This is a genomic window from Streptomyces sp. CB01201, assembly GCF_002803085.1.
GTDB classification, from domain to species: Bacteria; Actinomycetota; Actinomycetes; order Streptomycetales; family Streptomycetaceae; genus Streptomyces; species Streptomyces hundungensis.
Genome location: NZ_NNBJ01000017.1, coordinates 1 through 20,439 on the forward strand (window position 1 = coordinate 1; position 20,439 = coordinate 20,439).

Genomic DNA, 20,439 nt, shown 5'->3' on the forward strand with positions numbered 1-20,439 from the left:
GTTCGGCGGCGGCGCGGTCGCCGCGGCGGCCCCGGCCCCGGCGCCGGGCGGCCCCGGCGCGAACCGGGCCGCCGACCCCGGGCCGCCCACCGAGCAGGGCGCCCAGAGCGGGCTGCACGGCGCACCCGGGCATCCGTCGGGCAACGGGCCGGCCCCGCTGCGGTCCATCACCCGGGCCGAGATCATCAACCGGGCCAAGACCTGGGTGAGCGCCGCCGTCCCGTACAACATGGAGGCGTACTGGACCGACGGGTACCGGCAGGACTGCTCGGGCTATGTGTCCATGGCCTGGGACCTCGGTACCAACGAGTGGACGGGTAGCCTGGCGAAGTTCGCGGTGCGGATGACGCGTGACGAACTCCAGCCCGGCGACATCCTGCTCTTCCACAACCCGGCCAACCCCAACAAGGGCTCGCACGTCGTGATCTTCGGCGGCTGGACCGACTACACGCACAACTACTACACGGCCTACGAGCAGACCCCGCCCGGCACCCGCAAGCAGGCGACCCCGTACGCGTACTGGAAGAACTCGGCCAACTACGTGCCCTACCGGTACAAGGGGCTCGCGGCCGGCACGAGCGGCGGGGAGCCCGGCACCGCCACGGGCGCCTCCACCCCTACCGGCACGGGTACCGGCGCCGACCCCGAGAGCGTGCCGACGGCCTTTCCCGGGGCCGCGCAGTTCGGGCCGGGCGCCAACAACGTCCATGTCACCCAGCTCGGGCAGATGCTGGTGAAGCGCGGCGGCGCCCGCTTCTACACCGAGGGCCCCGGACCCCGCTGGGGCTCGGCCGACCTGAACGCGACCCGCGCCTTCCAGCAGGCCCAGGGCTGGACCGGCGCGGACGCGGACGGGATCCCCGGGGAGCTGACGTGGGCGCTGCTCGTCCAGGGCAGGGGCAAGGACATTCCCCCGGCCACGGCCGGTCCCGGCCCCGGTCCGCGCCCGGTTCCGCTCCCGGCCTCGGCCCCCGGCCCCGCCCCGCGCCCGGTCCCGGTCCCGGCTCCCGGACCGGTCCCCGCCTCGTCCGCGCGGCCGGCCTATCCGGGCCCGAGCTGGTTCCGGCCCGGGCAGGACAGCTGGTACGTCACCCAGCTCGGCCGGCGGCTCGTGGCGAAGGGCTTCGGCCGCTACTACACCTCCGGCCCCGGCTCGCGCTGGGGCGAGGCCGACCGGCGCAACGTCGAGGCGTTCCAGCGCGCCCAGGGCTGGTCCGGCGCGGAGGCCGACGGCTACCCCGGCCCCGAGACTTGGCGGCGGCTCTTCGCATGACGCAGCGCGAGACGGAGGGCACGACGGCATGACGCAGCGCAAGACGGAGGGCACGACGGAGGGAAACACGCGCATGCACACCCCGACCCCACCCGCCCCCGACGCGCCCCGGACACCCGCACCCGCGGGTGCGGACACCGGGCGCCGGGTGGCCGTGATCCGCAACGAGAACACCGCGGCGATCCCGGTCCATCTGCTGTTCCGCGACGACACCGGTCCGGTCCCGGCCGTCCCCGCCCCCGACTCGCCGGCCGCCCGCCCGTTCGTCCGGCCGCCCCAGCAGGCGGGCGCCCGCAACGCCGTGGCGGCCCCGGCCAGACCCGCGACCCCCGTCGACCCGGGGATCGTGGAACGGCCCGGCCCGGTGGTGACCGGCGGGGCGGCCGTCGCCGCCGGCCTCCTCGCGCTCGCGGGCTGCGGGGCGGTGCTCTGGTGGACCGGAGCGCTGCCCCGGGCCCTGACCGCGCTGCTGCACCTGCCCGGCCGCCCGTACCAGGGCATCCGGCTCGAACAGTGGGCGCTGCTCACCCTCGGGGTGAGCGTGGCGGTGCTCGCGTTCGGCGGGCTCGGGCGGGGCCGCGTCGGCTTCGCCTGGGTGCTCTCGCTGTTCGGCGACTACCGGGGCAGCGTGCGGCGCACCGGCCTGGTGTGGATCAGCCCGCTGCTGCTCCGCCGCCGGGTCGACCTGCGGCTGCGGCACTGGCGCAGCGAGCCGATGGAGGCGGTCGATGCCAACGGGACCGCGCTGCGGGTGGTGGTCCTAGTGGTGTGGCGGATCCGCGACACCGCGCGGGCCGCGCTCGCCGTCGCCGACCACGAGCAGTACCTGCGGCAGCAGGTGGAGGCGGCCATGGCCCGGGTCCTCTCGCAGCTGCCGGCGGACGCCTTCCACGAGGACGCGCCCACGCTGCGCAACGCGGAGGCCGTCGGCGACGCGCTGACCCGCATGCTGAAGTCGGAGACGGAGCCGGTCGGCATCGAGCTGTACTCGGCACAGCCGACCCGTATCGAGTACGCGCCCGAGGTGGCGGCGGCGATGCGCCGCCGGCGGGTCGCCGCGATCGACGCCCGGCACCGGGACGCGGTGCTGACCTCGGTGGTGGACGCCGTGGACGACACCGTGCACCGGCTGACCTCGCGGGGCCTGGTGGAGCTCGACGCGTACGAGCGCAAGGCGCTGGTGAAGGACCTGACGGTGGCCTTCTACACGGGCCGGGGGGCGGGCGAGGGCGGCTGAGGCGGGGCCGGGGGCGGGCGCGGTGCCGGGGGCGGCCGAAGTTGTTTCTGCGTTGGCCTGGACACGTCCAACTCCCGTCAATAATCTGGGACTTGGTCTAGACCGGAACATGAAATACCGCACGCGTGCAGCTCCATCCCCGGAACTCCCCCACGTTCTCCAGGAGTGACAGCATGCGAAAGAAGCAGCGGCTCGGTGCCGCTGTGGTGGGATTCGCCGTCGCCGGCGCGTCCCTGCTCGCGACCGGCAGTGCGAGCAGCCACGGCTATACCGACCAGCCGATCAGCCGCCAGAAACTGTGCGCCAACGGCACCGTCACCAACTGCGGCGACATCCAGTGGGAGCCGCAGTCCGTCGAGGGCCCCAAGGGCTTCCCCGCGTCCGGCCCCGCCGACGGCACGCTGTGTGCCGGGGGCAACAGCAGATTCGCCGAGCTGGACGACCCGCGCGGCGGCACGGGCTGGCCGACCACTCAACTGACGGGCGGTCAGACCTACACCTTCCGCTGGCAGTTCACCGCCCGGCACGCCACGACCGACTTCCGCTACTACCTCACCAAGCAGGGCTGGAACCCGACCCAGAAGCTCACCCGGGCCGCGCTGGACACCCAGCCGTTCCTGGTCGTGCCCTACGGCGGCAAGCAGCCTCCCGGTACGGTCTCGCACCAGGGGACGATCCCCACCGGCCGGACCGGGCACCAGGTCATCCTCGCGGTCTGGACGATCGCGGACACCGGCAACGCCTTCTACGCCTGCTCGGACGTTACGTTCTGACGGATCGTCAACTACCGTGCGGCGCCATGACGAAGCGTGTGCCGACCGTGTCGGAGTACGTACAGCGCCAGTGGGGTGACCGGCGGACCGGACTGCGGTACGGCGATCTGGCACTCACCCACCACGAGATGGCCGCGGGCGCCGCCGCCCGCGCCGCGCTCCTCGCCGAGCTGCTGCCCCGGGGTGTGGAGCCACACCTCGGGGTACTGCTCGACAACACCCCGGAGTTCCCGCTCTGGCTCGGCGCGGCGGCCCTGGCCGGGGCCGCCGTCGCGGGCATCAACCCCACCCGGCGCGGACCCGAACTGGCCCGCGACATCCTGCACACCGAATGCAGGGTCCTGATCACCGCGCACGCCCACCTTCCCCTGCTCGACGGTCCTCGACTGCCGGGCGTACGGGTCGTGGTGACCGGGACCGAGGAGTACGAGCGGCTGCTCGCGCCGTACGCGGACGCGAAGCCGGACGAGGTGGCGGCGGGAGTGGGTCCCGCCGGCCCCGCGAGCCGGCTGCTGCTGTACTTCACCTCCGGCTCGACCGGCGCCCCCAAGGCCGCGATCTGCACCCAGGGGCGGCTGGCGGCGGCGGGTGAGTCGCTGGTCGCCCACTTCGGGCTGGGCCGGGACGACGTCCACTACATCTGCATGCCGCTGTTCCACGGCAACGCGGTGATCGCCAACTGGGCGCCCGCGCTCGTGGCCGGGGCGGGCGTGGCCCTGCGGGACCGCTTCTCGGCGTCGCGGTTCCTGGACGACGTACGGGGTTACGGTGCCACGTACTTCACCTACGTCGGCCGGGCCGTCCAGTACCTCCTGGCCACCCCCGCCCGGCCGGACGACCAGGAGCACCGGCTGCGGATCGGGTTCGGCACGGAGGCGGGGGCGGTCGACGCGGACCGGTTCGCCGAACGGTTCGGGGTACGGCTCGTCGAGGGGTACGGGTCCTCCGAGGGCGGCGCCGCGATCCAGCGCACCCCGGGCACCCCGGCGGGCGCGATAGGCCGGGCCGCGCCGGGCGGTGACCTCGCGGTGGTCGACCCGGAGACGGGCCGCGAGTGCGAGCGGGCGCGGTTCGACGGGGCGGGGCGGCTGCTCAACGGGGGTGCGGCGATAGGGGAGTTGGTGAACCGGGCGCCGAACCCGTTCGAGGGGTACTGGCGCAATCCGTCCGCCGACGCGGAACGCCGCCGGGGCGGTTGGTACTGGACCGGTGACCTCTTCTTCCGCGACGCAAACGGGTTCCTCTACTTCGCGGCGCGGGCGGGTGACCGGATCCGGGTGGACAGCGAGAACCTGGCCGCGTCGATGATCGAGAACATCCTTGCGCGCTGGGAGGGGGTGACGGGGGTGGCGGTGTACGCCGTCCCCGACCCGGTGACCGGGGACCAGGTGATGGCGGCGCTCTCGCTGCGCGAGGGGCTGGCCTTCGACCCGTCCGCGTTCGCCCAATTCCTCTCCTCACAAACGGACTTGGGTACGAAGATGGCGCCGCGGTTTGTCCGGGTGCTGGCGGGGTTGCCGGTCACGGCGACGAACAAGGTGCGGCGGGGGGTGTTGCGGGAGGAGGGCTTCTGGTCCGGCGGGGCGGTGTGGTGGCGGCCCCCGGCCGCGGCGGCCTACCGCCCCCTGACCCCCTCTGACCTCCCCGGGGCCCTACCCCAGCGCCCTGGCATCCCGCCCACCCGCCCGCCCGTTGCCCCGGGTTGGTAGGTTCCGGGTCCCCCTGGGGCTCCGCCCCAGACCCCGTTCGCGCCTTAAGGGCGCTCGTCCTCAATCGCCGGACGGGCTGAGGATGCCGATGCGGGCCAGCACCGAGGCATTCGGGGTCACCACCTACAGGGGCGCGGGGCTGTGACATGTGCGCGGCTCCGCCGCGGTGGGCGCGACGACCGGGGAGACGCCGGGCCACCTACAGGGGCGCGGGGCTGTGACGTCTGCGGGCGCGACCGGGGAGACGCCGGGTCACCTACAGGGGCGCGGGGAACTGCGCGAGAAGCGACCACGGTCCGCGGACCGAAACGGGTTTGGGGGCGCGGGGAACTGCGCGAGAAGCGGGCACGGTCCGCAGTCGAATCAGGGCCCCGGGGCGCAGCCCCGCGAAAGGCGCTCCCACTCACCCCTTGCCCCCGGAGGGTTTGGGGAAGGGGCGGGGAGGGGCCCAAAACCGGGACCCGGGCCGGCCCGAGCGGCCCGCCCCCCCGGGGCTAGCCCGCACCCCGGGGGCAGTCCGGGTACCCCGCACCCCCGGGGCACCCCGCACCCCCGGGGCACCCCGCACCCCCCGGGGCACCCCGCACCCCCCGGGCACCCCGCACCCCCAACCCATGCCCGGAACGGGTGACTTGTCGGCCAGCATCCCCCGCGCACCCCACCCGCAGTGCGTGGATGGGCACGTGAACCCCCGCCTCCTCCTCGCCGCGCTCCTCGCCGCCACCGCGACCCTGCTCACCGGGCCCACCCCCGCCACCGCCCACACCGGATTCCACGAGTACGTGGCCCTCGGCGACTCCTGGTCCGCCGATGTCACCGTGCTCGGTATCGACCACACCTACGCCCCTTCCGGCTGTGCCCAGAGCTCCTGGAACTACCCCAAGCAGGTCGCCGCCCGGCTCGGCGTGAAGACCTTCCGGGACGCTACGTGCGGCGGTGCCACCACCGCCGAGATGACCGCGCCGCAGAACGTCGGCCACCTACCGCTGCTGGCGCAGGGCGTGAACCCGGCCCAGTTCGACCGGCTCACCCCCTCCACCGACCTCGTCACCGTCGGCATCGGCGGCAACGACATCGGCCTGGCCACCGCCGTCATCGGCTGCGTCAACCCGCTGCCCGCCCCCCTCGGCGCCCCGTGCCGGACCCGGTTCGCCGGGGCCGACGGGCGGGACCTGATGTCGCGGCGGATCGCCGACACCAAGGCCCGGATCGCCGGCGTACTGGACGGCATCCACCAGCGCTCGCCCAGGGCCACCGTGCTGGTCGTCGACTACCTCGCCGGGGTCGCCGACGGGCGCGGCTGCTACCCGAGGGTGCCGATCCTCGACGAGGACCTCGGCTGGCTCGGCGCCCGCCTCAAGGAGCTGAACGGCATGCTCGCCGCCGCCGCGGACGAGGGCGGGGCCACGCTCGTCGACACGTACACGGGAAGCGTCGGGCACGACGTCTGCCAGCCCGAGGGCAAGAGGTGGGTCGAGGGCCTGGTGCCGCTGTCCGCGAACCCGCCGGGGCCCGCCGTCCCCTTCCACCCCAACCGCCTGGGCGCCGATCACCAGGCCGCGACCGTACTCGCCGCGTTGGGTGGCTGAGGAGGGACCGGCGCGGTGCGTCCCGGCACGTGCGGGCGCACGAAAAGGCCCCCCGCTTGCGCGAGGGGCCTTTTCCGTCTGTGCGCCGCCAGGGACTCGAACCCCGGACCCGCTGATTAAGAGTCAGCTGCTCTAACCAACTGAGCTAGCGGCGCGTGCTGACAGAGAAAATACTACCTGGTCCCACGGGGTGCTTCCGACCACCCGGACGATCACCCGACGACCACCCGGACCAGGCCGCACCGGGGGCGTCAGATGGCCAGCGAGAGCACCACGGGAGCGGCCCGGCGGTTGAGGGTGTCGGCCGCGGCGCGCAGGCGGTGGGCGTGCTCGATCGGCATCGACAGGGCCAGGCACCCCACGGCCGAGCCCGCGGTGAGCGGGACCGCCGCGCAGACCGTGCCGACCGCGTACTCCTGGAGGTCGAGGACCGGCACGGTGGCCGGCTGGCTGTCGAGCTTGGAGAACAGGACCTTCTCGCTGGTGATCGTGCGCGAGGTGAGCCGGGCGATCCTGTGCCGGGACAGGTGGTCGCGGCGGCCGTTCTGGTCGAGCTGGGTGAGCAGGCACTTGCCGACCGCGCTGGCGTGCGCCGCCGACTTGAAGTCGACCCACTCGTTGACCTTCGGGGCGCGCGGCCCGTCCGCGTACTGGGTGATCTTGACCTCGCCGTCGATGTAGCGGCTGATGTAGACCGCCGCGCCCACCGAGTCGCGCAGCGACATGAGGGTGTCCTGGAGCTTGGCCTCCAGGGCCTGCTGACGGACGGCGCCCGAGCCGAGCAGGACCATTGAGTCGCCGATCACATAGGCGCCGTCGGCCACCTGCTCGACGTATCCCTCGCGTCGCAGCATCAGGAGCATGGAGGACAGATGGGCGGTGGGCAGTCCCGTCTCGCGGGCGATCTGGACGTCGGTCACGCCCCCGCCGTGCCGGGAGATCGCCTCAAGGACGCGCAGGACGTACTGCACCGAGTGGAACGGCGCGGTCGGCTCCGGCTTCAGCGCCACGGTTTCCCCCTACTGTCCGGCGGATCCTGTCTGGACTCTGTCTGGACAGGGCCCGGCAGGTCGAACTGCGAAGGTGGCAGGTCTGCCGTTCCACGATAGCCGCCAAGACCCCTTCCTGGTGCGGGTGTTGACAAGATTGGTGGCGCGTGCCAGCGCTCTACGCTGGGACGCGCCACCGTGGCATATGCCAGAGTCATGGTCGGGGGCGCACGGCCGACCGGACCGTGAGGTCAGCACCGTGTACGGTGCGTGGTCAGACGATCGCGCCGAGGAACTCCCGGGTGCGCTCGTGCTCCGGTTCGCCGAAGATCTTCTCGGGCGGCCCGGACTCGATGACCTTGCCCGCGTCGAACATCATCACCTCGTCCGAGATGTCCCGGGCGAAACTCATCTCGTGGGTGACGCAGAGCATCGTGATGTCGGTGGTGCGGGCGATGTCGCGCAGCAGGTCCAGGACGCCCGCGACCAGCTCCGGGTCGAGCGCGGAGGTCACCTCGTCCAGGAGCAGCACCTCGGGCCGCATGGCGAGCGCCCGCGCGATCGCGACGCGCTGCTGCTGGCCGCCGGAGAGCTGCGAGGGCTTGGCATCGCGCTTCTCGTCCAGCCCCACCAGGTCGAGCAGCTCGCGCGCCCGCTCCTCGGCTTCGTCGGCGCTCAGGCCGAGCACCCGCACCGGGGCCTCGGTGATGTTGCGCAGGACGCTCATGTTGGGGAACAGGTTGAACTGCTGGAAGACCATGCCGATCTTCTTGCGGGCCTCTCTGCGCTCCTTCTCGCCGGCCGGGTACAGCCGGTTCCCGTTGACCTGGATGATCCCGGAGTCCGGGGTCTCCAGGGTCATGAGCAACCGCAGGATCGTGGTCTTGCCGGAGCCCGAGGGGCCGATCAGGGTGACGTGCTTGCCCTTGCGGGCGCTGAAGCAGAGGTCGTCGAGGACGGTGTTGTCGCCGAAGCGCTTGGTGACGTTCTCGAAGCGGATCAGCTCGGTGCCGCTCCGCTTCCGCACGTTCTCCACGGGGCTCTCGGTCTGGGTGTCAGCGGACAAGGCGGCGCTCCAGGGCTCGTACGAACAGCGAAGCCGGATAGGCGATGAGGATGAAGGCGACGCCGACGACGGTCAGCGGCTCGGTGTACTGGAAGGTGCTCGCCCCCGCCAGGCGGGACTGCTGGAGCATCTCCAGAACACTGATCCCGGCGAGCAGCGGGGTGTCCTTCAGCATGGAGATGACGTAGTTGCCGAGCGCCGGCGCGATGCGGCGGACGGCCTGCGGCAGGATCACCGCGAACCAGGTGCGGTGCGCGGGCAGGCTCAGCGCGGTGGCGGCCTCCCACTGGCCCTTGGGCACGGCGTCGATGCCGGCCCGGTAGACCTGCGCGGTGTACGTCGAGTAGTGCAGGCCGATCGCGAGGATGCCGGTGGTCAGCGCGGAGAACTTCACGCCCCACTCCGGCAGCACGAAGAACAGGAAGAACAGCTGCACCAGTAGGGGGGTGGTGCGGATGAACTCCGTGATCAGGTTGACCGGCCAGCGCACGAAGCGGGTGGGGGCCCGGAAGGCCAGCGCCCACACCAGGCCGAGGGTGAAGGAGATGAGGGAGCCGAGCGCGAGGATCTCCAGCGTGGTGACCACGCCGTCCCAGAAGCGCGGCATGAAGTCCCAGACGGCGGACCAGTCCCAGGTCATCGCAGGTCACCTCGCGCTGCTGTCGTGCCGCCGACCGCGACGGGCTTCCGTGCCTTGGCGGGGGTCCTGGCCCCGCCCCCCGGGTCCTGTGTGCTGATCCCGAGATTCGCCTTGGTGCGGCGCTCAAGTGCCTTCATCCCCCGGGTGATCGCGAAGGCGAGGACGAAGTAGATGACGAGGGTGACGGAGTAGATCTGCGCGCTGTCCTGGGTCGCGAGCCGCACCAGGTAGGCGGCGAAGGACACGTCGCCGACGCCGAGCAGCGAGACGAGGGCCGTCCCCTTGAGCAGTTCGACGAGCAGGTTGCAGAAGGGCGGGATCATCTCCGGCACCGCCTGCGGCAGCAGGACGAGCCGCATCCGCTGCCAGGGCGTGAGGCTGAGCGCGATGCCCGCCTCGCGCTGCGCGGGCGGCACCGAGTTCAGCGCGCCGCGCACGATCTCCGCGCCGTACGCGCCGTAGGAGAGGCCGAGCGCGAGCACCGCGGCCCACATCGGGACCAGCTGCCAGCCCGCTAGCGGCGGCAGCACGAAGAACAGCCAGAACATCAGGACCAGGGCCGAGGTCCCGCGGAAGATCTCGGTGTACGCGGCCGCCAGGAAGCGCACCAGGCGCGAGCGGTGGGTGCGGGCCAGGCCGATGCCGAAGGCGACGAAGGCGGCCAACGCGGCGCTGTACACGGTGAGTTGGATGGTGATCCAGATGCCCGGGAGCACCCAGTGCTGCCACAGTCCCGCCGTCATCGGCACAGCTCCTTGGCGGTCAGGGTGGTCATCTCGGCCTGGGTGAAGCCGAACGGCTTCAGGATCCGGAAGAGTTCGCCGCTCTGCTTCATGCGGTGGATCTCCGTGTTGAAGGCGTCGCGCAGGGCGCCGTCGGTGGGCCGGAAGGCGAAGCCGCCGCCGTCGATCTTCTTCTTGCCGTCGACGACCGCCGCGAACGCCTGCGTGGCCTCGGCCTTCGCGCTCTTCTTGGCGACCTCGCGCACGGTCAGCGCGGTGCCCGCGAAGACGTCGACGCGGCCGGACTCGACCGCGTTCAGGCCCGCCACCTGGTCCTGGAGGATGACGATGTCCTTCTCGGGGTAGCCCGCGGCGGTGGCGTAGCCGATCTCGGCGTAGCCGGTGCCGGTCGCGAACCGCGCCTTGGTGCGGACCACGTCCTCGTAGGTGTGCAGGTTCTTCGGGTTGCCCTTGCGGACGATGAAGGCGTCCAGCATCTGGTACTCGGGGTCCGCGAACAACACCTGTGCGCAGCGGTCCTTGTTGATGTACATCCCGGCCGAAACGACGTCGAACTGCTGTGAGTTGAGGCCGGGGATCAGCGAGGAGAAATCGGTGGCCACGGGCTGGACATGGCCGATGCCGAGCCGCTTGAAGATGACCTTGGCGAGTTCCGGTGCCTCGCCGGTGAACTCGCCCTGGTCGTTCACATACCCGTACGGGACTTCGCCGGCGATGCCGAGGCGCACCGCGCCCTGCGACTTGAGGCGGGCGAGGGCGTCGCCCTGGGGGACGCGGGAACAGGCGGCCGCGCCGGTGAGGGCGACGGCGGCGGTGCCGGCGAGCAGGGTGCGCCTGGGTATGGAGGGTCTGGGGCGTGAGATAGCTCTGGCCATGGCGGCGCGGCTACCCGAGTTCAAGCGGCCCATGCCTCCTATTTTTCCGGGTGCCGCACGCGCCCGCCCGCCGGACTCAGCTGCTCGGGTGTTCCGTGAGGGCCGCTGCCGCCCGCAGCACGGTCCGCTCGCCGTACCGGGCGGCGATCAGCTGGAGGCCCACGGGAAGGCCGCCCGTGTCCGCGCCGACCGGGACCGTCGCGGCGGGCTGCTGGGTCAGATTGAACGGGTAGGTGAACGGTGTCCACCCGGTCCACCGATGGGGCCCCGAGCCCCCAGGGGCGGCCCGGCCGGCTGCGAACGCGGTGATCGGCAGCGTCGGGGTGGCGAGGAGGTCGTAGCGCTGATGGAAGCGGGCCATCCGGCGGCCCAGCTCGATCCGGGCCTCCTGTGCGGCCAGCAGGTCGAGGGCGGAGAGCCGGGCGCCCCGGGCGGCGATCGAACGCAGCCCCGGGTCGAGCAACTCCCGCTTGTCAGCGCCCAGTTGTTGGACCAGGCGGGCCGCTCCCGCGTTCCATAGCGTGTTGAAGGCCTCGACCGGGTCGGCGAAGTCGGGGTCGGCCTCCTCCACATAGGCGCCGAGGTCGGCGAGGCGGCTCACCGCCGTCCGCACGGCGGCGGCCACCTCGGGGTGCACCGCGACTTGGCCGCCAAAAGAGGGCGAGTAGGCGATGCGCAGGCCCTTCACGCCCGCCGACGCGTCCTGCGCGAGGGCCTCGGCGTAGGAGTGGGCCGGGGGCAGGGGCTCCAGAGCGGTGGGGTCGCGCGGGTCGGCGCCGCTGAGGACGTCCAGGAGCAGGGCCGCGTCCGCCGCGTCGCGGGCGAGCGGACCGGCGTGCGAGAGCGTGCCGAAGGGGCTGGCGGGATGCAGGGGGACCCGGCCGTAGGTGGGCTTGAGGCCGAGCACCCCGCAGAACGACGCCGGTATCCGGATCGAGCCCCCGCCGTCGGTGCCGACCGAGAGCGGCCCCGCCCCGGCCGCCACCGCCGCGGCGCTGCCGCCGCTGGAGCCGCCCGAGGTGCGGGCGGGGTCGTGCGGGTTGCGGGTGATGCCGGTGCGCGGCGAATCGGTCACGCCCTGCCAGCCGAACTCGGGCGTCGTCGTCTTGCCGATCAGGACCGCGCCGTGCTCGCGCAGCCGGGCCACGGCGGGGCAGTCGGTGCTCCAACTGCCCTGCTCCTCCGTGGTGTTGGACCCTTTGAAAGTAGGTCCGCCCGCCTGGAGGAGGGTGTCCTTCACGGACACCGGCACCCCGTCGAGCAGCCCCCTGGGCTCTCCCGCGTGCCAGCGCTCGGTGGCGGCGCGGGCCTGGGTCAGGGCGGGCTCGGTGTCGACGCGTACGAACGCGTTCAGACGGGGCTGCACCTCCTCGATCCGGGCCAGGACGGCCCGGGTCGCGTCGAGGGGTGAGAAGGTGCCGGCCCGGTAGCCGGACAGGAGTTGACGTGCCGTCAGGTCGGTGAGTGCGCTCGGCTCGGTCATGAGGGGTGTCGTACCCATCCGGGTGGCCCGCCACGTGGGCGGGGGTGCCGGGAATAAAACGGAGAGAGCCTCCTGTTAGGCGTGTGCGTAGCAACGTGAAGATTCGACGAGCTGGAGGCGTGGACCGGTGGACGTGGATGCGATTCGAGGGACGGCGGCCGGGACCGCACCCGTGCCCCTGTCGGTGCTCGACCTGGTGACCGTGGGCAACGGCTACACCGCGAACCGTGCCCTGCGCACCAGCGTGGAGATCGCGCGGCTCGCCGAGCGGCGCGGTTTCCACCGGCACTGGGTGGCCGAGCACCACTCGATGCCGGGCGTCGCCTCGTCCGCGCCGGCCGTGATCCTCGCCCACCTCGCCGCCCACACCTCGCGCATCCGGCTCGGCTCGGGCGGGGTGATGCTGCCCAACCACGCGCCGCTGGTGATCGCCGAGCAGTTCGGCACGCTGGAGGCGATGGCGCCGGGCCGCATCGACCTCGGGCTCGGCCGGGCGCCCGGCACGGACGGGGCGACGGCGGCGGCGCTGCGGCGCACGGACCGGCTCGACGAAGGCGCCGAGGACTTTCCGCAGCAGTTGGCCGAGCTGACCCGGTTCCTCGACGACGACTTCCCCGACGGGCACCCCTACGCCCGCATCCACGCGGTGCCGGGGCCCGTGCAGGGCCCTTCGGGCCGCCCCCCGATCTGGCTGCTCGGCTCCTCCGGCTTCAGCGCGCGCCTGGCCGGCGTGCTCGGACTCCCCTTCGCCTTCGCCCACCACTTCTCGGCGGCGAACACCGTGCCGGCGCTCGACCTCTACCGGGACTCCTTCCGGCCCTCCGCGGTCCTGGACGCGCCCTACGCCTTGATCGGCGTCTCGGCGCTGGCCGCGGACGACGAGCGCGAAGCGCGGCGCCAGACGCTGACCAACGCGCTCTCGATGGTCCGGCTGCGCACCGGGCGGCCCGGGCTCGTGCCGACGCCGGAGGAGGCTGAGGCGTACGAATTCAGCCCGCTGGAGCGGGAGTTCGTGGACAGCTGGCTGTCCAACGTGATCTCCGGTACGGCGGACGAGGTGCGGGCGGGCCTCGACGACCTCCAGAAGCGCACGGGTGCGGACGAACTGATGCTGACGGCCAACGCCCATGGCCCCGAGGCCCGCCTCCGCTCCTACGCCCTGCTCGCCGACGCGTACGGGTTGCCCGAGCTCTAACCCCCGCGGCCCTGGCGGGGTTGACATGGGCCTCTCGTGTGCCGCCGGGCGGGGTTGGGGGCGCGGGGAACTGCGCGATCGGCCCCGCACGGTCTGCGGGTGAAGGGATGTCCGCGGGAGCGGGCTTCGGTGGGGGCTGCTTCCACAGGTGGCGTGGTCGGGTGCGGCCCGGTGGGGGCCGGTCGCGCAGTTCCCCGCGGCCCTGGCGGGGTGCTGAGGGGCCACCCTCGCGCGTCCTGTCGGGGCCGTGACGGAGCCTTCCCGGTAGGTCGGGGCGGGGAGTGGTACAGCGGACCTTGAGCTCGCGGGTGGCCGGTTGTTCATGGGGGGTCCGAGGGCCAAAGGGGGTCAACTCGGCCCCTGACAAGGGGATTCGTCTCTCGATTGGTCTAGTCCTCAATTTGGTTCAGACCATTGACGTGGCCGGGACGGGGTCGCTATCAATTCCTCACCCACCCGTACCGCACCCCGCGCTTCACCCCCCGGAGGCCGTCTTGCAACGCCGCAGACCCCTTGTCGCAGCCCTGAGCACCGCCGTGCTCGCCGCCGGCGCCCTGGCCGCCTTCGCGGGCCTGGGCACCGCATCCGCCGCGACCACCGCACCGAGCGCCGCCACCCCCTCGACCGGCGGCGTGAAGATCGCGTACTACGACCAGTGGAGCGTGTACGGGAACGCCTTCTACCCCAAGCACCTCGACACCCGGGGCATCGCGGGCAAACTGGACGTCCTCAACTACTCGTTCGGCAACATCGACCCCACCAACCTCACCTGTTTCGAGGCGAACAAGGCGGCGGGGGACGACAACAACCCCAACGCCGGTGACGGGGCGGGCGATTCGTTCGCCGACTACCAGAAGTCGTTCGGTGCCGCGGACAGCGTCAACGGCGTCGCCGACACGTGGAACCAGCCGATCGTGGGCGTCTTCAACCAGTTCAAGGAACTGAAGGCGAAGTACCCCAAGCTGAAGATCAACATCTCGATCGGCGGCTGGACGTACTCCAAGTACTTCCACGACGCCGCCCTCACCGACGCCAGCCGCAAGAAGTTCGTGTCCTCCTGCATCGACCAGTACATCGCCGGCAACCTCCCGGTCGACGGCGGCTACGGCGGCGCGGGCGCGGCGGCCGGCATCTTCGACGGCGTCGACATCGACTGGGAGTACCCGGGCTCGCCCGACGGCCACCTCGGCAACCACTACGGCGCCGAGGACAAGGCCAACTACACCGCCCTGCTGGCCGAGTTCCGCAAGCAGCTGGACGCGTACGGCAGCGCGCACGGCGGCAAGCACTACCTCCTGACGGCCGCGCTCCCGGCCGGCCAGGACAAGATCAAGAACATCGAGACGGACAAGATCGGCGCGTACCTCGACTACGCGAACATCATGACGTACGACATGCACGGCGCCTGGAACGCGACCGGCCCCACCTACCACCAGTCGCCGCTGGTCTCGCCCGCCAACGACCCGACGGACGTCATCAAGCCCGGCACCCAGAAGTACTCGATCTCCAACGCGATCGACTCCTGGATCGACGGCAACGCGGCCTACGGCATCGCGGGCGGCTTCCCCGCCAACAAGATCACGCTCGGGTACGAGTTCTACTACCGCGGCTGGAAGGGCGTCCCGGCGGCCAACAACGGGCTCGCCCAGACCGCGACCGGCCCCTCCAACGCCCGGCCCACCAGCCAGGTCGCGGGCACCGCGCTCTACAAGGAACTCGGCGGCATCGTCGACAACCCGGCGACCACCTTCTGGGACGCCGACGCGAAGGCCTCGTACTTCTACAAGGACGGCGAGTTCTTCACCGGCCTCGACAAGCAGTCCATCCAGGCCCGCGCCGACTACGCCCACCAGCGCGGTCTGGCCGGCGCGATGATGTACAGCCTGCTCGGCCTCGACGACAAGACCACCCTGCTCAACCAGATCGTGGACGCGGTCGGCTCCTCGCCCTCCTCGACCCCGGACCCGACGCCGACGGCCACCAACTCCCCGTCTCCGAAGCCTACTTCGACCACCAGCCCGTCCCCGACGCCCGGCGGCTGCACGGCTACGGCCTGGGACAAGGCCGGAACGTACGTCGGCGGTACGACGGTCTCGTACGGCGGCCACAACTGGAAGGCCAAGTGGTGGACGCAGGGCGAGCAGCCCGGCACCACCGGCGACTGGGGTGTCTGGCAGGACCTCGGCGCCTGCTGATCCCGGCCCCCGCACACGCGGCCGCCCCGCTCCTCACGCTGTGGAGGAGCGGGGCGGCCGTCATCGTGCTGTCCGTCAGACCTGCTGCGGGCTGCGCGTGATCATCTTGGCGATGCGGTCCGGGGTGACCGCCCGCGAGTACAGCCAGCCCTGACCGGTGTCACAGCCGATCCGGGCGAGCCGGTCCGCCTGTTCGGCGCTCTCCACGCACTCGGCGGTGACGGTGAGCCCGAGCCGGTGGGCGAGCTGGACCAGCGCCTCGACGATGGTCTCGTCGGCCGGGTTGGGGTGTGCGCCGCCCTCGTCGTACTGGAAGCCGCGCACGAAGGAACCGTCCAGCTTGAGGACGGACACGGGCAGCCGGCTCAGATACGCGAGGTTGGAGTAGCCCGTCCCGAAGTCGTCGATCGCGATGTGCACACCCATGTCGGACAGCGCCTGGAGGGCCTGGAGCGGACGGCCCGCCGAGCCCATCACCGCGGACTCGGTCAGCTCCAACTGGAGCAGCTGCGGGGCGAGTTGGGTTTCCGCGAGGATCTCCGCCACATCCGTCACCAGGTCGGAGTCCCACACCTGGCGCACGGCGACATTGACGCTGACGAACACCGGCGGCACATCGGGGTGCTCGACCTGCCAGCGCCGCGCCTGCCGGCACGCGGTGCGCAGCACCCACCGGCCGAGCTGCACCACGGAGCCGTCCTCCTCGGCGATCCCGATGAACCGATTCGGCGGAAGCGTCCCGAATTGCGGGTGATTCCAGCGGACCAGCGCCTCGACTCCGTGCACCACCCCGTCGGCCATGCCCACCAGCGGCTGGTACTCCAGCGTGAACTCGCCGCGCTCCACGGCCGGGCGGAGCGTGGAGGAGAGCGCCTGACGGGTCATGCGGTGGGCGTTGCGCTCGGGGTCGAAGAGCGTCCAGCGCGCCTTGCCGTCGGCCTTCGCCCAGTACAGCGTGGTGTCGGCGGCCTGCATCAGACCGGTCGCGGTGGTGCCGGCGCTGGCCCGCTCCACCACCCCGATCGAGGCCGACACCGAAAGGCGCTGGCCCGCGAGGTCGAACGGCCGCTGGAGCGCGTGCAGTACGGAACGGGCCAGCTCGGCCAGTTGCTCGGTACCCGTGGAGTCCTCGACCAGGACGGCGAACTCGTCGCCGCCGAGCCGCGCCACCAGGTGCCCGCCGCTGCGCGCGTACCCGGCCTGGTCGGCGCACTCGGTGAGCCGGCCGGCCACCGCGCTCAGGAGCCGGTCGCCGACCCGGTGGCCGAGCGTGTCGTTGACCGCCTTGAACCCGTCGAGGTCGAGGTAGCAGATCCCGATCCGGCCGGTGCCGTGGTCGTCGTACGCGGACGCTTCGAGCGCGGAGGTGAGCCGCTCGAAGAACAGGGTGCGGTTGGGCAGGCGGGTCACCGGGTCGTGCATCTGGAGATGGCGCAGCCGCGCCTGGAGTTCGCGCCGGTCGCTGATGTCCGCGATGGAGAGCAGCACGCTGGAGCTGTCGGGCACGGGCGCCACGGTGACCTCGGCCCACAGGGACTGCCCGTCGGGGTGCTTGAGGCGGCGGGTGCAGCGGAACCGGCCGCGGGCGCCGCGCAGCACTTCGCGGTAGGCGTGCCAGCCTCGGTTGTCGGCGGCGAGGTCGACGAGGTCGGCGGCGTCCTGGTCGTGCAGTGAGGCCGGGTCGGTGCCCAGGAGTTCGGCGAGCGCGTCATTGGCGACGACGACCACGCCCTCGCGGTCGACGATCGCCATCGCGAGGTGCGCGGCGTTGAACGCGGCCCGGTAGTCGCGCAGTTCGGAGGCGGTGCGCCCGACGGCGTACCGGGCGCTCTGCTCGGCCCGCAGCCCGTCGAGGAGTTCGGCGGCCCGGGCGGCGAGCGAGCCGGCCCGCCTCTGCGCGGGGGAGTCCGCCGGGGGGCCGTGCTGGGGCCGGGGCTCCTGGGCTTCTTGGGCGCCCCGGGGGTCCCAGGGGTCCCGGGGGTGCTCGGGCAGGGCATTTCCGGCACGTTCCGCTGGGCGTCCCGCCAGAGCGCCCGGGATGCGGTCCGTATGACGCTCCGTGACGGGCGGCCGGATGGTCCCGGGTGCTTGCCCCGGTCCTTCGGAGGTTCCGCTCACCGCTGGCTCCCGCAGTGCATTGAGGTTGTGCAGAGGTAGTACGGAGTGGTTCGAGGTCTTCGGCCGGGGTGGGCGAGACCTCGGGAGGCCGCGCCCACGCAGGAAAGTGTGCCGATCATAGAGGCTGGCGCACGGCGCGATCCAGCTTCGTCCTGGTGATCAAGAGCACCCGGAGTCCTGTGTCGATCGATGACCGATCGTTTCTGCGCGGGTCTGGCCGGGCTCGGGCCTTCGGTGATCGGTCGTGACTTTGGGTGAGTCACCGGGGTGTCGGCCCTCTCACCCTTCCGGGGCAGCAAAACAGGGCGTATCGGTAGAAAGCTGCACAAAGTGGGCGGGATGTTCCGCATCCCGCTCCCGGAGGTCGACGTGCAGCGTCAGCAGACACCCGGGGGAGTGGAGCGTGTCCGGCTGCGCGGAGCCGTGGCGGCGCTCACCTCCCTCACGGCGCTCGCCGCCATCTCGCTGGCGTCGGGTCCCGCCGTCGCGGTGAACTCCGCCATGCCGTGCGCCCTGCCCCGGACCGACGCCCACCACTCGCTCGGGGTCGACACCTGGAACCCGGCCTATCCGCGCCCGGTCCGCACCCTGAACGCGGTCATGGTCTTCCTGTCCTTCCCGGACTCGAAGCCGGCCACCACCCCCGGCGAGCTGGCCGCCGACTACTTCCCCGCCACCAGCCGCTTCTTCGAGCAGGCCTCGTACGGCAAGTTCCATCTGAACGCCGAGCCGCAGCGGCAGTGGGTGCGGATGCCGGCCGCCTCGACCTCGTACCGCATAGAGCGCGACTGGGACCCTGCGCAGCGCACCCGCTATCTGATGGACGCGATCAAGGCAGCCGATCCGACCACCGACTTCTCGAAGTTCGACATCGTCTATCTGGTCGCCGACCCGGACGCGCCCGGGGTCGACTCGGACGCCACGAAGGTCGTGAACTTCGACCGGCCGGTGCGTGCGGACGGCCGGGAGATCAACCGGGTCGTGACCGTCTTCGAGCACCACCCGCCGGACCGCAATGTGCTGGCCCACGAGACCGGCCACGTCTTCGACCTGCCCGACCTCTACCACCGGCCGCAGGACGGCAAGAACGGCGACTGGGACACCTATGTCGGCGACTGGGATGTGATGGGCAGTCAGTTCGGCACCGCGCCCGACCTGTTCGGCTGGCAGAAGTGGAAGCTGGGCTGGCTGGACCGGCGAGAGGTGACCTGCGTGACGGGTGACGGCACGAGCCGCTTCACGCTGGAACCCCTGTCCGCGTCCCCCGCGCAGGCGGGCCTCGCGGGCAAGCGGCTCGCGGTGGTGCGGACCGGAGAGGACCGGGCGATCGCGATCGAGGTGCGGGACTCCGGCGGCCTGGACCGGGCCAGCTGCGACCAGGGCCTGCTCGTCTACCGGGTCCGCAGCGGGTCGGGCTCGGGCGGCGGCCCGGTCGAGGTGCTCGACGCGCACCCGGACACCGAGGCGTGCTGGGAGAGGTCGGTCTACCCGGCGCTCGCGGACGCGCCCATCGCGCTCGGCGAGACGTTCACCGTGCCCGGCGAGGGCATCCGGATCGAGGCCGAGGGCCGCACGAAGTCGGGCGCCTGGACGGTCAAGGTCTCGCACTGAGGCCCGGCCTCCCGGCACACGAAGAAGCCCCCCGCTTGCGCGAGGGGCTTCTTCCGTCTGTGCGCCGCCAGGGACTCGAACCCCGGACCCGCTGATTAAGAGTCAGCTGCTCTAACCAACTGAGCTAGCGGCGCCTGCTGACGTCGTAGACATTAGCATCCTGATCGGCGCGAGGAAAAATCGATATACGGGGAGCGTCCGCGGGCTCGTTCCTGGCGGCCCGGACACAGGCCCACAGCACCACATCGGGGCCCGGCAGCCAGGGCCGGCGGGTGTCGGGAGCCACCAGCCAGCGGGCCGCGCCGGTGTTCTCCCGGTCCGGGCGGACCAGCGCCGGGACGGTGACGGCGTCGCCCGGACCGTGACACAGGAGCGGCGGGACCGTGACGTCCGAGCCCTGCCACTCCTCCCACTCCAGGAGCGAGGGCAGACGCTGTGCGGTGCCGGGAGCGGCGAACAGGAGCATCCGCCCGCGGTGGACCGCGACCGGTCCGGAGCCGGGCCCCGCGGCCCACAGGTGGTCGAGCATGCGGCGCCCGAACATCGAGGGGACGTTCACGACGTCGAAGACCGTGCCGCAGGGCAGCACGCCGGGGGCGGTCGGGCGGCCCTCCCACAGGGCGAGGGTGCTGCGCGGATGCGTGGCCGCGGACGAGAGCCAGGCAGCGCCGGCCGCCGTCACCTCGCCGACCTGGTGGCCGCCCTCGTCGCGCAGGAGCCGGAAGATGTCCAGCTCGTCCGTGCCCCCGGGCACCGTCCCGCGGCGGCCGACCGCCGTGAGCGGGCCGCCGCCCGTCGCCGTCCCGTGAACGCCGCTTCCCCTGCCGTTGTCGCTGCTCATGCTCTACGTCTACCGGCTGGCCACGTCCGCCTTCGGCGGCTTGGCGGAAACGGGGACAGGGCGGGGCGGGAGGGCGTATCTTGCGCTCCGGCATATGCCCCG

The 20,439-nt window shown here is 72.2% G+C and carries 15 protein-coding genes, 2 tRNA genes and 1 pseudogene; 8 read left to right on the forward strand and 10 right to left on the reverse strand.

From position 1 onward, the window contains the following. From CG740_RS39890 to CG740_RS29795, 5 genes and pseudogenes are all read left to right on the forward strand, one after another. A partial coding sequence (locus CG740_RS39890) for a peptidoglycan-binding protein (protein WP_159030432.1) occupies positions 1-1,273 on the forward strand: 1,273 nt, incomplete at its 5' end. Positions 1,274-1,364: 91 nt separating this feature from the next. Further along, positions 1,365-2,510, forward strand: a pseudogene (locus CG740_RS29780) (SPFH domain-containing protein); the annotation flags it as partial. Positions 2,511-2,683: 173 nt separating this feature from the next. Continuing rightward, complete coding sequence (locus tag CG740_RS29785; RefSeq protein ID WP_100578386.1) at positions 2,684-3,283, forward strand: lytic polysaccharide monooxygenase auxiliary activity family 9 protein; 600 nt, start codon at positions 2,684-2,686, stop codon at positions 3,281-3,283. A 26-nt stretch (positions 3,284-3,309) separates the two neighbouring features. Continuing rightward, positions 3,310-4,992: an AMP-binding protein gene (locus tag CG740_RS29790; protein ID WP_100578387.1), complete on the forward strand. Its 1,683-nt coding sequence runs from the start codon at positions 3,310-3,312 to the stop codon at positions 4,990-4,992. 683 nt (positions 4,993-5,675) lie between these two features. Then, a complete protein-coding gene (locus tag CG740_RS29795; RefSeq protein ID WP_159030433.1) occupies positions 5,676-6,581 on the forward strand; it encodes an SGNH/GDSL hydrolase family protein in 906 nt (301 codons plus the stop codon). A gap of 81 nt (positions 6,582-6,662) precedes the next feature. Here the strand turns inward: CG740_RS29795 and CG740_RS29800 are convergent. The 7 genes from CG740_RS29800 to CG740_RS29830 form a co-directional block, all read right to left on the reverse strand. Continuing rightward, positions 6,663-6,736 (reverse strand) — tRNA-Lys (locus tag CG740_RS29800). Positions 6,737-6,832: 96 nt separating this feature from the next. Further along, positions 6,833-7,591, reverse strand: coding sequence for an IclR family transcriptional regulator (locus CG740_RS29805; protein ID WP_100578389.1), 759 nt, complete (start codon positions 7,589-7,591; stop codon positions 6,833-6,835). 253 nt (positions 7,592-7,844) lie between these two features. After that, positions 7,845-8,636, reverse strand: coding sequence for an amino acid ABC transporter ATP-binding protein (locus CG740_RS29810; RefSeq protein WP_199846618.1), 792 nt, complete (start codon positions 8,634-8,636; stop codon positions 7,845-7,847). Beyond that, positions 8,626-9,276 (reverse strand): ectoine/hydroxyectoine ABC transporter permease subunit EhuD, encoded by a 651-nt coding sequence (gene ehuD, locus CG740_RS29815; RefSeq protein WP_100578390.1) that lies wholly within the window; start codon positions 9,274-9,276, stop codon positions 8,626-8,628. Before ehuD ends, CG740_RS29810 begins: the two co-directional genes overlap by 11 nt. Then, complete coding sequence (ehuC, locus tag CG740_RS29820; RefSeq protein WP_100578391.1) at positions 9,273-10,019, reverse strand: ectoine/hydroxyectoine ABC transporter permease subunit EhuC; 747 nt, start codon at positions 10,017-10,019, stop codon at positions 9,273-9,275. The genes ehuD and ehuC overlap by 4 nt, the downstream gene beginning before the upstream one ends. After that, on the reverse strand, positions 10,016-10,894 hold the full coding sequence (ehuB, locus tag CG740_RS29825; protein WP_100578514.1) for an ectoine/hydroxyectoine ABC transporter substrate-binding protein EhuB: 879 nt from the start codon (positions 10,892-10,894) through the stop codon (positions 10,016-10,018). The genes ehuC and ehuB overlap by 4 nt, the downstream gene beginning before the upstream one ends. 76 nt (positions 10,895-10,970) lie before the next feature. After that, the gene (locus CG740_RS29830; protein WP_100578392.1) at positions 10,971-12,377 is read right to left on the reverse strand and encodes an amidase; all 1,407 of its coding nucleotides are present in this window, start codon (positions 12,375-12,377) and stop codon (positions 10,971-10,973) included. Positions 12,378-12,504: 127 nt separating this feature from the next. On the opposite strand from CG740_RS29830, the gene CG740_RS29835 reads away from it, so the two are divergent. Continuing rightward, positions 12,505-13,572: an LLM class flavin-dependent oxidoreductase gene (locus CG740_RS29835; protein ID WP_100578393.1), complete on the forward strand. Its 1,068-nt coding sequence runs from the start codon at positions 12,505-12,507 to the stop codon at positions 13,570-13,572. 494 nt (positions 13,573-14,066) lie between these two features. Continuing rightward, the gene (locus tag CG740_RS29840) at positions 14,067-15,767 is read left to right on the forward strand and encodes a glycosyl hydrolase family 18 protein (protein ID WP_100578394.1); all 1,701 of its coding nucleotides are present in this window, start codon (positions 14,067-14,069) and stop codon (positions 15,765-15,767) included. A 75-nt stretch (positions 15,768-15,842) separates the two neighbouring features. Here CG740_RS29840 and CG740_RS29845 read toward each other — a convergent pair whose 3' ends face one another. Further along, positions 15,843-17,519, reverse strand: a complete 1,677-nt coding sequence (locus CG740_RS29845) for a putative bifunctional diguanylate cyclase/phosphodiesterase (protein ID WP_234376560.1) — start codon at positions 17,517-17,519, stop codon at positions 15,843-15,845. A 705-nt stretch (positions 17,520-18,224) separates the two neighbouring features. Between CG740_RS29845 and CG740_RS29850 the strand changes: the two genes are divergently transcribed. After that, positions 18,225-19,496 carry a M6 family metalloprotease domain-containing protein gene (locus CG740_RS29850; protein WP_100578395.1) on the forward strand — a complete coding sequence of 424 codons (1,272 nt, stop codon included), beginning with the start codon at positions 18,225-18,227 and terminating at the stop codon, positions 19,494-19,496. Positions 19,497-19,556: 60 nt separating this feature from the next. Here CG740_RS29850 and CG740_RS29855 read toward each other — a convergent pair. Both CG740_RS29855 and CG740_RS29860 read right to left on the reverse strand, forming a co-directional pair. Continuing rightward, a tRNA-Lys gene (locus CG740_RS29855) sits at positions 19,557-19,630 on the reverse strand. Then, positions 19,621-20,337: a bifunctional DNA primase/polymerase gene (locus tag CG740_RS29860; RefSeq protein WP_100578396.1), complete on the reverse strand. Its 717-nt coding sequence runs from the start codon at positions 20,335-20,337 to the stop codon at positions 19,621-19,623. Before CG740_RS29860 ends, CG740_RS29855 begins: the two co-directional genes overlap by 10 nt. Between the last annotated feature and the right edge of the window lie 102 nt (positions 20,338-20,439).

Coding starts and splice junctions, on each gene's coding strand:
- CG740_RS29785 (WP_100578386.1), top strand. CDS start 2,684: ATGCGAAAGAAGCAGCGGCTCGGTGCCGCTGTGGTGGGATTCGCCGTC.
- CG740_RS29790 (WP_100578387.1), top strand. CDS start 3,310: ATGACGAAGCGTGTGCCGACCGTGTCGGAGTACGTACAGCGCCAGTGG.
- ehuD (WP_100578390.1), bottom strand. CDS start 9,276: ATGACCTGGGACTGGTCCGCCGTCTGGGACTTCATGCCGCGCTTCTGG.
- ehuC (WP_100578391.1), bottom strand. CDS start 10,019: ATGACGGCGGGACTGTGGCAGCACTGGGTGCTCCCGGGCATCTGGATC.
- ehuB (WP_100578514.1), bottom strand. CDS start 10,894: ATGGCCAGAGCTATCTCACGCCCCAGACCCTCCATACCCAGGCGCACC.
- CG740_RS29830 (WP_100578392.1), bottom strand. CDS start 12,377: ATGACCGAGCCGAGCGCACTCACCGACCTGACGGCACGTCAACTCCTG.
- CG740_RS29845 (WP_234376560.1), bottom strand. CDS start 17,519: ATGGCGATCGTCGACCGCGAGGGCGTGGTCGTCGTCGCCAATGACGCG.
- CG740_RS29850 (WP_100578395.1), top strand. CDS start 18,225: ATGTTCCGCATCCCGCTCCCGGAGGTCGACGTGCAGCGTCAGCAGACA.
- CG740_RS29860 (WP_100578396.1), bottom strand. CDS start 20,337: ATGAGCAGCGACAACGGCAGGGGAAGCGGCGTTCACGGGACGGCGACG.